Origin of the sequence: Ruminococcus sp. AM42-11 (assembly GCF_003480145.1) — a bacterium.
Classification (GTDB): domain Bacteria; phylum Bacillota; class Clostridia; order Lachnospirales; family Lachnospiraceae; genus Blautia_A; species Blautia_A faecis.
The window spans coordinates 149,148-162,453 of record NZ_QUIO01000001.1 but is presented as its reverse complement, the minus strand read 5'-3'; the positions used below and the strand labels follow the sequence as shown (position 1 = coordinate 162,453).

General features: G+C 42.7%; 8 protein-coding genes and 1 pseudogene. 8 read left to right on the top strand and 1 reads right to left on the bottom strand.

The features are described 5' to 3' along the window. Positions 1-11: 11 nt before the first annotated feature. Positions 12-1,067 carry a LacI family DNA-binding transcriptional regulator gene (locus DW904_RS00675; protein ID WP_118577654.1) on the bottom strand — a complete coding sequence of 352 codons (1,056 nt, stop codon included), beginning with the start codon at positions 1,065-1,067 and terminating at the stop codon, positions 12-14. A 462-nt stretch (positions 1,068-1,529) separates the two neighbouring features. On the opposite strand from DW904_RS00675, the gene DW904_RS00670 reads away from it, so the two are divergent. From DW904_RS00670 to DW904_RS00635, 8 genes and pseudogenes are all read left to right on the top strand, one after another. Next, a complete protein-coding gene (locus tag DW904_RS00670) occupies positions 1,530-2,504 on the top strand; it encodes a substrate-binding domain-containing protein (protein ID WP_118577653.1) in 975 nt (324 codons plus the stop codon). Between the two features lie 121 nt (positions 2,505-2,625). Next, entirely contained in the window at positions 2,626-3,594 is a 969-nt protein-coding gene (locus DW904_RS00665) for an ABC transporter permease (RefSeq protein WP_118577652.1), read from the top strand. Positions 3,595-3,607: 13 nt separating this feature from the next. Beyond that, entirely contained in the window at positions 3,608-5,122 is a 1,515-nt protein-coding gene (locus tag DW904_RS00660) for a sugar ABC transporter ATP-binding protein (RefSeq protein ID WP_118577651.1), read from the top strand. Between the two features lie 19 nt (positions 5,123-5,141). Beyond that, positions 5,142-6,571: pseudogene (locus tag DW904_RS00655) on the top strand (family 43 glycosylhydrolase). Positions 6,572-6,663: 92 nt separating this feature from the next. Continuing rightward, positions 6,664-8,925: a glycoside hydrolase family 95 protein gene (locus DW904_RS00650; protein ID WP_118577650.1), complete on the top strand. Its 2,262-nt coding sequence runs from the start codon at positions 6,664-6,666 to the stop codon at positions 8,923-8,925. A gap of 21 nt (positions 8,926-8,946) precedes the next feature. Then, positions 8,947-9,990: a nucleoside hydrolase gene (locus DW904_RS00645; protein WP_118577649.1), complete on the top strand. Its 1,044-nt coding sequence runs from the start codon at positions 8,947-8,949 to the stop codon at positions 9,988-9,990. 183 nt (positions 9,991-10,173) lie between these two features. Further along, positions 10,174-11,676 carry a DUF5605 domain-containing protein gene (locus tag DW904_RS00640; RefSeq protein ID WP_118577648.1) on the top strand — a complete coding sequence of 501 codons (1,503 nt, stop codon included), beginning with the start codon at positions 10,174-10,176 and terminating at the stop codon, positions 11,674-11,676. 150 nt (positions 11,677-11,826) lie between these two features. Beyond that, positions 11,827-13,197 (top strand): MATE family efflux transporter, encoded by a 1,371-nt coding sequence (locus DW904_RS00635; protein WP_118577647.1) that lies wholly within the window; start codon positions 11,827-11,829, stop codon positions 13,195-13,197. Positions 13,198-13,306: the final 109 nt, after the last annotated feature.

The following is a 13,306-nucleotide window of genomic DNA, read 5'->3' as shown; positions in this document are numbered from 1 at the left end:
TTGTGCGCTCCTTACAGTTCGTTCTTTTCAGCTGGCCGCACGGAAAGATTGCTGCGGATTTTGATAATGGCATTGGTGTAGTAATATTCGCGTACAGAGTCTGGACCATTTGTAACAGCATTAAACAGAATATCCAGGGGTTTACTTCCCTGGTAACCTGGTTCCTGGTCAATGGTCGCGGCAATCACTCCGGCTTCCAGAAGCTGCTTGGTAGCAGGAGTACAGTCATTGGAAATTACGGTGATCTTACGTCCGCATTCTGTAACGGCACGGCAGGCTGCGCTTACGCCGGCTGCAGAGAGATAAAGGGCATTGATTTCCGGATTTTCTTTCAGAACCTTACGGGTGATCAGATAACTCTCTACATCATCGTAACAGTTGTTGGAAACAGTAGCCAGAATCTGGGCATCTGGATAATTGTCCCGGAGATAATTCTGGAATCCGGCATTACGCTGTGTGATACACATAATATTCTCAGAACCACTGATGATACCGACGCGTGCCTGCCCGCCTGTGATCATGCCCATCAGATTGGCGGCAACCTGTCCGCACTGGTAAAAATTACTTCCTACATATGCGATGCGCCCAGAGTCCGGAATATCCGTATTACAGGTGACAACCGGAATTCCTCTGGCAGATATCTCCTGGATCTTCTGGGAAATATCATTCGTATTATAGGCGGTGATTACAATTCCGTTATATTCGTTGGCCGCGAAATCATCCAGAAGCTCTAACTGCTTGTTGATTTCGTTTATGGGTGTGAAACGGATATCTACGGTTACACCGAATTCTTCAAGCTCTGCTGCTTTCTTACGAATGCCTTTTTCCACATCTGCAAAAAATGGATTATAATCGTTCGGAGAAATAAGGATAAAACCAAATTTCAGTTTCTTTCTACGCACGGCAAGATTCTGTGCGGCTTTGTTGGGAAGGTAATTCAACGCTTCCATAGCGGCACGCACCTTCTTCTCAGTCTCAGGACTTACGCCGCCTCTGTTATTCAGTACCCGGTCAATGGTACCCCGGGAAACATTAGTGATTTCTGCAATCTGTTTGATCGTAGCCATAAAATATACCCCTATACATTGTGTGTTAGTGTTAACAATATAATTATCAGTGCTGTGTTTGTAAGCTCATTATAATGAGTTTTCTTTGTGGTGTCAATGAAAATGTAAAAAATATGTGTACGAGCACGAAAACACACAATGCACGATGTAAAAATATGAGAAAATAACTCAATAATGAGAAAACATAGTTAATTATGCACAATAAAAAGGTCAATATAATGTTGAAAATCACAGTTTCACATAAAACTATTGACAGAAAAGAAGTGATTTGCTATTATCAAGCCATCAAGTGAACGGGCACGAAACAAAGTGATATAAACCGCGGATACTCACAGCTTCGTGCACGAGCAAACAGAACACCAGAACAATAGAACGATGCAACTCAATATGTAGAGAAACACAAAATTGTGTAACACGTAAAAACAAAAATGACAACAAAAGAAATCCAGGGAGGAATTCAAAATGAAAAAAAGAGTAGCAGTAGCAGCAATGGCAGCAGTTATGGCAGTATCCATGATGGGAATGACATCTGTAGCAGTTCAGGCAGATGATACAGTTAAGATTGTAACTATCGGTGTACAGAGTGGCGGCTCCTACTGGGGCAATATTGAGAAAGGTTTCACAGAGGCCTGTGAGGAGCTTGGCTGGGAAGGCGACTACTGGACACCACAGAATGCAGGGAATGATTCTGAGATGGTTCAACTTGCTGAGAATGCACTGACACAGGGGTATGATGTAATCTGTATGGAGATCAATGACCTTGATATGTACGGTGATGTAATCAGCCGTGCCAAAGAGGATGGAGTGAAGCTGATTTCCCTTACAGATGTAGGCGAAGAGAACTGTGATGCATTCGTAGGAATTGACTCTTATGCAAGTGGATATTCACAGGGCGAGAAAATCGCTGAGTTTGCAAAAGAGCTTGGATATGATTCCATTAATTATGTAACTTTAATGTCTACTACAGACAATGCATCCCAGTTGAAAAACAGACAGGGTATTGCTGATGCAATGTCTGAGAATTTTGATGGAGAGATTAATGAAATTGACATTGCGGCAACAGACAGTAATGCGGCAACAGCTCAGGATAAATTAAGTGCATTTTATCTTGCAAACCCGGATCTGAATGCAGTAGCAAGTGTAGACCTTTATGCAGCACTTGGCGCAGCCCAGTTCGTAGATGAAAATGGACTTCAGGGCAAATTTATCGCAACAGGTCTTGAGCTTACTGCAGATGCATTTAACCGTGTACTTGACGGAGATCTGATGGCAACCTCTTCTGTAGACTCTGTTGGTATTGGTAAGAATTTCTGCTATGTGGCACAGAAGATTTTAAATGGCGAGAATTATGATTACAGCAATCCAGCAGAGAAAATCTGGGTACTTCCGGATGATGTAGAGAGCTATTGTGCAGAGAATGGAATTGAATTAAACTAACAAATTAAAGCATAGGTTTTTACTTAGAACCGTTTACGGTGTTTCGCAGATGATGCCCCGCCTTACGGCGGGGTTTCTTATACCAAAATTTGGCTTAAAAAAGGCCCAAAAAGGAGAAATTATGGAAAAAAAGAAACCTTCAATATTAAAACCTCTTTTTCAGATTAAAGAGATCAGTGTAATTCTTCCACTGGTAGTTCTGGTGGTGGTAGCTATGATCGTAAATCCATCATTCCTTAGAATGAGCAATATTCTTGATATCTTAAGAACATCCAGCTTCAATGCTATGATCGCTGTTCCGCTTACTTTCCTGCTTGCTTCCGGAAGAATGGATCTTTCCATTGCAGCAACAACTACCCTTGGCGGTCTGATCGCAGCAATCGCAGAGACAAATGGTGCTCCGCTTGTGATTTCTCTGCTGCTGGCGTTGTTAGTTGGTGCAGCAGTTGGTGTGCTGAACAGCCTTCTTGTAGAGAAATTTGAAATGCTTGGTTTTATCGCAACAATGGCAACCTCTTATGTAGTAAAAGGTATTGCTTCTGTTATTACAAACAACAATCCGGTAAGTGGTATTTCTGATAGCTTTCAGGCAATTGCCAAGACCCGTGTTGGTGGAAGCATCTGGATCACCATTATTTACGCTCTGGTAATCGGCGTTGCCGGTCAGCTGATTCTGAACAGAACCAAATATGGCCGCTCCACACTGGCTGTAGGAGGTAACCCGGAAACAGCGAATCTTGCAGGTATTGATGTTAAGAAAAGACACTCAGAATTGTTTATCTTGGTTGGTATTTTTGCAGCAGTTGCAGGATGTCTTCATTGTTCCAGATTTGCAAGTGCCCAGCTTACAGCTGGAAGTGGTACAGAGCTTACCATTCTTGCTTCCTGTATTATCGGTGGTACAAGCCTTCGGGGTGGTACAGGTACTGTAACTGGTTCTTTACTTGGATGTATTCTTTTTGCAACGATTACCAATGCCCTTCTGGTTATGGGGGTACCGACTACATGGCAGAACGTAGTATATGGAGCAATTTTGATTATCGCTTTACTGATTGATATTTTCAAACGTACCAAGATGTCCAAGGCGTGATAGGAGGAAACAAATGGGTGATACAATTCTGGAAATGAAGCATGTGACCAAGAAATTTCCTGGTGTCATTGCACTGAATGATGTTTCCATTGATGTAAAAAAAGGAGAGATTCTGGGAATCGTAGGAGAAAACGGCGCCGGAAAATCTACTCTGATGAAGGTATTAAGCGGAAGCTATACCAATAAGGAATATGAAGGCGAAATCTGGGTGAACGGTGAGAAACAGAGCTTCGGGTCTGTTTCCGATGCCAAAAAGGTTGGAATCGAAATGGTTTACCAGGAAGTAAACGCCATGTATGAAGCCAGTGTGGCTGAGAATATTTTCGTAGGAAACCTTCCTGGAAAAGGATGGGTAGACTATAAGAAGTTATATAAAGATACACAGGATCTTCTGGATCAGCTTGGACTGCAAATCAGTCCGAAAACTCCGGCAGGTGCACTGAACAGTGGCCAGCTGCAGTTGATGTCTATTGTACGTGCTATGGCGGCACATCCGAAAATCATGGTGCTGGATGAGCCAAGTACTGCTTTAACAGATTCTGAAGTAGATATTCTTATGAACTTTCTTGAGAATCTGAGAAAAAGCGGTGTGTCCTGTATCTACATTTCCCACAAGCTGGAAGAGATTTTCCGTATTTGTGACCGGGTTACCATTATCCGTGATGGAAATGTAATCACCAGTGGTGATATCAGTGAATTTAACCAGGAGACACTGGTACAGGGAATGATCGGACGAAAAGTTGAGAACATGTATGTGAAGAGCAAACATGAGATTGGAGAGCCGACTCTTGAGGTAAAGCATCTTTCTGTTCCACATCCGACGATTGATAACAGAAATATCGTAGATGACATCAGTTTTACTGTAAGAAAAGGGGAAATCCTTGGCATCGGCGGTCTGGTGGGAGCAGGACGAAGTGAAGCACTGGGAGCCATTTTTGGAGAACTGGTACAGGGTGTTCACAAAGAAGTTAAGATTAATGGAAAAGAAGTAACCATCAATAGCCCGAAGGATGCCATCAAAGCGGGAATCGGATTTGTAACAGAGGAGAGAAAGCGTACCGGATTTATTCAGACGATGAACATTCTTCAGAACCTCAGTCTGATTTCCCTGTATGATCTGCCAAAGAAATATTTCATTGACCGTAAGGTGGAAAATGAAAAAGCCAAGGCGATTTTTGACAGAATGCGTGTGAAAGCGCCATCTATGAATACTATGGTTGTAAATCTTTCAGGAGGAAACCAGCAGAAGGTTGTTCTTGGAAAATGGCTGATGAAGAACCCACAGATTCTGTTTATTGATGAGCCCACAAAAGGTATTGATGTGGGAGCCAAGGCAGAATTTTACAAGATGATGGATGAGCTGGCAAATGCGGGGGTATCCATTGTTATGGTATCTTCGGATATGCCGGAGCTGATTTCCATGAGTGACAGGATTATTGTACTTAGTAATGGAAAGATCACCGGTGAATTCAGCCATGAAGAAGCTGCACAGGCTTCAATTATGAAAGCAGCAATTGCTAATCAGTAAAAAGAGATGAGGGATAAACATGGAAAAACAGGTTTTTAATCCATATTTGCCCAGCTATGAATATGTACCGGACGGAGAACCTCATGTCTTTGGCAGCAGAGTGTATGTTTATGGAAGCCATGACCGTTTTAATGGAAAGGCTTTCTGTGTGAGAAACTATGTATGCTGGTCCGCGCCGGTGGATGATCTGACAGACTGGAAGTTTGAAGGTGAAATCTACCGGAAAGATCAGGACAGATATCTTCCGGATGCGAAAGACCGCAGGCTTTTTGCTCCGGATGTGCAAAGAGGACCGGATGGACGGTATTATCTGTATTACGCCTTTGATTTCTCAGGTGTGATCGGAGTGGCTGTCTGCGATACTCCGGCCGGAAAATATGAATATTACGGAAACGTCCATTATGAGGACGGAACCGTGCTGGGAACCCGGGAGGATGATTATTTTCAGTATGATCCGGGTGTACTTACAGATACAGACGGAAAAGTTTATCTATATACCGGTTTCCGACCGGAAGGGGAAATGGCGAAACGCTTTTCCTTTGCGAAGCCCACTGCACCAGGAGGAATGGTAACAGTTCTGGATCGGGATATGGTGACAGTACGCAAAGAACCAAATGTGTTTCTTCCAGCTGGCGAGGAGGCGGTTGGAACAGATTTTGAGGTCATGGATTTTTTGAGGCAGCGTCTATTCGCAAGGTGGGAAATGTATATTATTTTCTGTACTCCTCCGAAAATGGACATGAGTTGTGTTATGCCACATCTACAAGCCCATGTGGAGGATTCCGGTACCGTGGAGTGGTGATTTCTAATGGTGATATTGGTTTAAATGGAAGAATCAGTCAGTTGAATTATACGGGAACCAATCATGGCGGGATTGAAAAAATCGGTAATCAGTGGTATGTTTTTTATCATAGACAGACCAATGGAAATCCCTATTCCAGACAGGGATGTGCAGAGAAAATACAGCTTCTTGAAGATGGAAGCATTCCACAGGTGGAAATTACTTCCTGTGGCCTGAATAATGGCCCGCTTCTGGGAAAAGGCTGTTACAATGCCGGGATTGCCTGCAATCTGATGAGTAAAAACGGGGCGGTTCCCTATGTGGCGAACACCCAGGTGTCTTCGGAACATCCTTATATCACACAGGATGGTGAAGATGGGAAAGAGCAATATATTACCAATATGCAGGATGGGGCAGTTGCTGGGTATAAGTATTTCAGGATGGAACAGCTGAGGAAAATCGGTGTGCAGACGCGTGGAACCGGAAATGGAAAGATTCTGGTGAAAACATCTTTGGATGGTGAGAGCATCGCGGAGCTGAAGATATTGCCCAGTGAAGAGTGGAATATGCAGTATCAGGATATTCAGGTTCCGGATGGAAAGACTGGGCTTTGGTTTACTTATCAAGGAACTGAAAATATTGCTTTCAAAAAATTTGAACTGATTTAACGAGAGAAAAGAAGCTGAATAGCTGGTGGACAGACTGGCTGTTCAGCTTTTGATATAAAGAGAAATACCTTTATGGACAGGAGCGGAAAAGGATGGATTGTTTATGGTATAAGAAAAGTGCCAAATACTGGGATGAGGCGCTGCCAGTAGGTAATGGAAGAATAGGTGCAATGGTTTATGGCAAAGTAGGAAGAGAAACCATTCAGATCAATGAAGAGTCGGTCTGGAGCGGAGATGAAAGAAATCGGATTAATCCAGACAGTTTGAAAAAACTTTCCGAGATACGCCAGTTACTTGACGATGAGAAAGTTTCCCGGGCACAAAGGCTGGCAGTAGATGCTTTGTCAGGAACCCCTCAGTATCAGCGAACATACCAAACTCTTGGAGAAATAAAGATCACACATCATGGAATAGAGGATGAGACGGAGTCTTACAAAAGAGAACTGCAGCTGGATAATGCTTTGGCGCTGACAGAATTCACCGTAGATGAAACCGTGTACCGGCAGGAAGTTTTTGCTTCATATCCAGATGACTGCATTGTGATAGCAATCAGCAGCAAGGGGAAGAAAAAGCTGGATTTTCATTGCAGGCTGGATCGTGGAAGATATTATGACCGGGCATATGCGAACGGACAGAATGAGATCGCATTTGAAGGGAATAACAGTGGGCTTGGATTCTATGGAGCACTCCGCTGTGTGGAATGTGATGGAAAAGTTGAGACTATTGGCGAGCACCTGATCATTACGGATGCCTCGAATGCTATATTACTTTTTAGTGCGGCGACTACTTTCAGAAGCAAAACGCCGGATAAGATGACAACAGATATTCTGGATAAGGCCGCTGGCAGAACCTTAGAAGAATTAAGAATAAGACATCTGGCTGATTTCAAGCCTATTTATGGAAAAATGAGGCTGGAATTACCTCAGGATGAAGAACTGGAAAAACTGCCTGTGGATGAAAGACTGGAGCAAATGCGCCAGGGAAAAGATGATATGGGGCTGATCGCGCTTTATTTCCACTATGGACGGTATCTTATGATTTCCAGCAGCCGGCAGGGAGGACTTCCGGCAACCTTACAGGGCATCTGGAATGGGGAAATAGAACCGGCCTGGGACTCAAAATATACCATTAACATTAACCTTCAGATGAATTACTGGCCGGTGGATGTGTGTAATCTTTCTGAGTGCTATGAGCCGTTCTTTTCCCTTTTGGAGAGAGTGCGTCAAAATGGAAAAAGGACAGCGAAAGAAATGTATGGCTGCAGAGGGTTTGTAGCGCATCACAATACAGATATTTACGGTGATACAGCCCCGCAGGACCAGTACATTCCGGCAACTTACTGGGTTATGGGCGGGGCATGGCTTGCGCTGCATATTATGGAGCATTACAGATTTACGAAGGATCAGGAGTTTGTGAAAAAGTATTATGGGATCCTTGAAGATGCAGTGCTGTTTTTTGAAGATTTTCTCATTGAAAACAGGGATGGGTATCTGGTAACATCTCCATCTGTTTCCCCAGAAAATACATACATTATGAAAGATGGTACGAAAGGCCGTATGTGCGTGGCTCCTGCTATGGACTGCGAAATTCTTCATAACCTGTTCCGGGATTTCCTTGAGGCATCTGATATTTTAAAGATAGAAAATGATCTTACGGAAAAAGTAAGGGAAATGCAGACAAAAATACCGCCTCTTCGCATTGGAAAAAATGGACAGCTTATGGAATGGATGGAGGATTATGAAGAAGCAGAGCCAGGACACCGTCATATTTCCCATTTGTTTGGTGTATTTCCGGGAAGTGAAATTAGCCAGGATGACACTCCGGAATTGATGGAAGCTGCCCAGAAGACACTGGAAAACAGATTGGCGTTTGGCGGTGGATATACAGGATGGAGCAGGGCCTGGATCATTTCCTGGTGGTGTCGGTTTGGAAAAGGAAATCTTGCATATGAAAACCTGAAAAAGTTATTGCAGGATTCTACCTTTGATAATCTGATGGACAATCACCCATATTGGAACAGCAGAGGAAAGGTGTTCCAGATTGATGGAAACTTTGGTGCCATAGCAGCAATCTGTGAAATGCTGGTTCAGAGTCAGAATGGAAAAATCGTGATTCTTCCGGCGCTTGGAGATACATTGTCAGAGGGAAAAATCTCCGGTCTGTGTGTCAGAGGAAATGGTCAGATAGCATTGGAATGGAAAAATGGAAAACTTGTTTTGTTTAAAATAAAAATGAAGAATAAAGAAAAAGTGATTCTTGAGTATAATAATGTGACCAGAGAATATATGCTGGAAAAAGACAGGGAGTATATATTTGATAAAAATCTTATTCGGATTAACAAAGAAAATAATTGATATATAAAGTGGAGGGAGTTTATGTTAAAAAAGAGACCGTTGACGTTTCCAACAGATAAAACAATAAGAGTAATTGCAGATACAGATTGTAACTGTGAATGCGATGACCAGTTTTGCATTGCACATATGCTGATGACACCGCGGTTTGATGTTCGTGGAATTGTTGCGGAGCATTATGCGGAGAAGAATTCGGAACAGGAAAGCTATGAAGAGATTTTGCGGATTATGAAACTGATGGGGGTAGAGCATGTTACCTCAGATAGCAATCAGATTGAGGGTGATTTTATAGAAAATGTTGCTGATCAAACAAGTGAAAAAATAGAGAATGCTAAAGATGAGCGTGTGCGTGTACTACATGGGGCTCAAAATGCCATGGGGGATATCCATACACCAATTGAAAGTGAAGGCGCTCATTTTATCGTAGAAGAAGCGATGAAAGATGATTCCAGACCATTGTTTATCTGTGGTCAGGCTGCATGTACAAATATAGCTTCGGCATATCTTATGGAACCACGAATTGCAGAGAAGGTTGTAGTAATCTGGATTGGCGGAAGACCTTACCCGGAAGGCGGATTTGAGTTTAATCAGAATAATGATTTGAACGCTGCAAGAGTACTTTTTCAGTCGGATTTGGAAGTGTGGCAGGTTCCTTTTAATGTCTATACTACGATGAAAGTAAGCTTTTTTGAAATGCTGAATCACGTTTATTCGTGCGGAAAAATTGGCGAATATCTGGTGAAACATACTATGGAAGTAAGTGGTGGTATTTCAGACAATGTAATTGGAAGTAGGGGAAGTGATATGTCAAAAGGAGCTGCAATTACTTCTTTTGGCGGGGAATTATGGTCGCTGGGTGATTCGGTGTGCGTGGGACTTATGATGAATAATACACTGGGAAAGTTCCATATGGAAAAGGCTCCAGATGATATTGATGAGTGCGGCGTTTATGTATCAGCCAAAGCTGATGGCAGGGAAATCCGTGTTTATGATACGATTGATAGCAGATTTATCATTCAGGACATGTTTGAGAAATTTCAGTTTTATTTTGGAGATAGGAGAAAATAAATTCTAACATTTTCATAATAAAGTAGCATTGCAGGACCTATGCTTTCTGTAGTATGATGATACCAGAAAGTATAGGCTTTTCTATTTAAAACGAGAAAAACACAGTACATATCAGATCATATCTGAGACGGTATTAGTTTTGCGAAGGAGTAAAAAAACTATGGGAATAGCTATGCAAAAACAGTGGAAAAATGGGGCACTTTTGAAGTGACAGTGACCGGCCCGAAGGATGGAAATCCGTTCTGCGACCAGTGGATCCGGGGAATCTTCGAGTGTAAAAACGAGAAAAAAACAGTGGATGGTTTTTATGATGGGGATGGGATTTATAAAGTAAGATTTATGCCTTCTTTTGAAGATACATATAACTTTGAGATTGAAACATCATTTGAAAACACCGATATGTTTACGGGTAGTTTTACTGCCACACATCCATCCGCAGACAACCATGGCCCAGTCCGTGTAGCCGGCACATACTACCTGGCTTATGAGGATGGAACACCCTATCACTGCATCGGAACTACCTGCTATGTATGGAATCTGCAGAATGAAGAATTACAGAAACAGACACTGAAAACTCTGGAAGAAAATGCGTTTAATAAGATTCGTTTCTGTATTTTCCCCAAGCACTATGACTACAATCTTCATGAGCCGATTACCTATCCTTATGAGGGAACACCCTGCGATAGCTCGGTATTAAATGAGAATAATTTCGCGGAATATAATGGCTGTGCTCCGGGCAATGACTGGGATTTTACCAGATTCAATCCAGCCCATTTTCAACATATTGAAAAGTGTATTCAGGCACTTATGAATTTAGGAATCGAGGCAGATCTGATTGTTATGCATCCGTATGACAGATGGGGATTCTCCATGATGAAAGCAGAGGAAGATGACCGCTACTGGAAGTATGTACTGGCACGTTTTTCCGCATACCGAAATGTATGGTGGTCCCTGGCTAATGAGTATGATCTGATGCACGAAAAGACTCTTTCTGACTGGGAAAGATATGCCGGCATTATCTGTGAGAAAGATCCTTACCATCATCTCAGATCCATTCATAACTGTAAGTCATATTACGATTATAACCTGCCCTGGATTACCCACTGCAGCATCCAGAGAACAGAGACATACCGCTCCTCCGAGCTGGTAAATGAGTGGCGCGAGAAATATCATAAGCCTGTAATTCTGGATGAAATCTGCTATGAGGGAAACATTCAGTTTGGCTGGGGAAATATCAGCGGTGAGGAAATGACAAGAAGATTCTGGGAGGCATTCTGCCGCGGAGGATATCCGGGACACGGTGAAACTTATCTCAGTCCGGATCGTATTCTCTGGTGGTCCCACGGCGGAGTTCTGCATGGAACCTCACCAGAACGTATTAAATTTCTGGCGAAAATCATGGAAGAAACACCAGGCCTTGGTGTGGAACCTATGCCCTGCAAATGGGATGAGGTTGCCTGCCGTGCTACCGGTTTCCCGGCAAGGAAAGATTATTTTATTTACTATTATTCCTTTATGCGGCCGGGCTTCCGGGACTTCTACTTTGATGATACTACAGAGTATCAGGTGGAAATAATCGATACCTGGGAAATGAATATTACCGATGGTGGAGTTCATAAAGGAAAGTTCCGAGTAAAGCTGCCGGGGAAAGAGTATATGGCGGTGAGATTGCGAGTAGCGAAGTAATAACCATATTCATACAAAAAGCTCAGTTGTGTATGCAGCTGGGCTTTTTGAGCATAAATTTCTTGAATCGCTTTTCAGAATTTGTTATGATTTATAGCAGGATTTAAGTGAGATAAACGGAATTAGTTTAACGTAAGGGAGGAGACTTTTTTGGAAGAAACAAACATCAGTCAGGAGCAAAATCCCCTGGGAACAGCTCCAGTAGGAGGACTGATATTGAAATTTGCAATTCCGGCAATTATCAGCATGCTGGTCAGTGCAATGTACAATATTGTGGATCAGATTTTCATTGGCCAAGGCGTTGGGATGCTGGGAAATGCTGCTACTAATGTTGCATTTCCTGTAACAACTATTGCAACGGCGTTGGCACTGCTTCTGGGAATTGGAGGCGCCTCCAATTACAATCTGGAAATGGGTGCCGGAAGAGAGAAGAAGGCAAGCTCCATAGCCGGAACTGCACTTTCCACACTGGTGATTACCGGTGTGATTCTGGCAGTGGCAGTACTTCTGTTTTTGCGTCCGCTTCTAAGCTTATTTGGTGCAACGACAGATGTTATGCCCTATGCGGTGGATTATCTTGGAATCACAGCTGTGGGACTTCCGTTTTATGCATTATCCATTGGAGGAAATCATATTGTCCGCGCAGACCGAAGCCCCACATATTCTATGACCTGTGTTCTTACAGGTGCCATCATCAACACAATTCTGGATCCCCTTTTCATCTTTGGGTTTGGTTGGGGAATCAAGGGTGCTGCCTGGGCAACGGTGATCGGACAGGTTGTTTCCGGAATTTTGGTGATTATTTATTTTGGAAAATTTCGTAAAATGTATCTGGAGATGAGCATGTTAAAGCCTTCTTCAGAGTGTCTAAAAGCCATTATTTCTCTCGGAATGGCGTCCTGTATTAATCAGATTGCTATGGCAATTGTTCAGATTGTGCTGAACAATATTTTACGTTATTACGGCGGTTTATCTGTCTATGGAAGTGATATTCCAATCGCCTGTGTAGGAGTTATTTCAAAAGTAAATCAGGTGTTTATGGCAATTTGTATTGGAATTTCTCAAGGCTGTCAGCCAATCTGGGGCTTTAATTATGGGGCAAAAAAATACGACAGGGTAAGACTTGCATATCGTTATTCCATGATTGCATGTACTGCGATTGCAACTGTATTTTTCCTTTGTTTCCAGTTATTTCCCCACCAGATTGTAAGTATTTTCGGAACTGGAAGTGACCTTTATTTCCAGTTTGCAGAACGCTATCTGAAGATATTTATGTTTATGACTTTTGCAAATGGAATTCAGCCAATGTCCTCAGGATTTTTTACATCTATCGGAAAAGCAAAGCTTGGAATTGTCATGTCCCTGACCAGACAGGTGCTGTTTCTTTTGCCATTGATCGTTGTTTTTTCATTAATAATGGGAATTGACGGAGTTATGTATGCAGGTCCGATCGCTGATGCAGCAGCGTTTGTATTGGCGATATTGTTTGCAAGAAGAGAGCTTGGGGCTATGAAGAAATAAAGCTGTTTTACTATGAATGTCCCGGACAGCAGCCATGAATGAGCCATATTTGCCTGAGCAAATTTATGGATATGGTCCGGGCTGAGCGTGCTTGAAAAATCATTCCCGC

What these genes read in the sequence shown, in the direction of transcription:
- DW904_RS00675 (WP_118577654.1), bottom strand. Translation starts at nt 1,067, where the DNA reads ATGGCTACGATCAAACAGATTGCAGAAATCACTAATGTTTCCCGGGGT.
- DW904_RS00670 (WP_118577653.1), top strand. Translation starts at nt 1,530, where the DNA reads ATGAAAAAAAGAGTAGCAGTAGCAGCAATGGCAGCAGTTATGGCAGTA.
- DW904_RS00665 (WP_118577652.1), top strand. Translation starts at nt 2,626, where the DNA reads ATGGAAAAAAAGAAACCTTCAATATTAAAACCTCTTTTTCAGATTAAA.
- DW904_RS00660 (WP_118577651.1), top strand. Translation starts at nt 3,608, where the DNA reads ATGGGTGATACAATTCTGGAAATGAAGCATGTGACCAAGAAATTTCCT.
- DW904_RS00650 (WP_118577650.1), top strand. Translation starts at nt 6,664, where the DNA reads ATGGATTGTTTATGGTATAAGAAAAGTGCCAAATACTGGGATGAGGCG.
- DW904_RS00645 (WP_118577649.1), top strand. Translation starts at nt 8,947, where the DNA reads ATGTTAAAAAAGAGACCGTTGACGTTTCCAACAGATAAAACAATAAGA.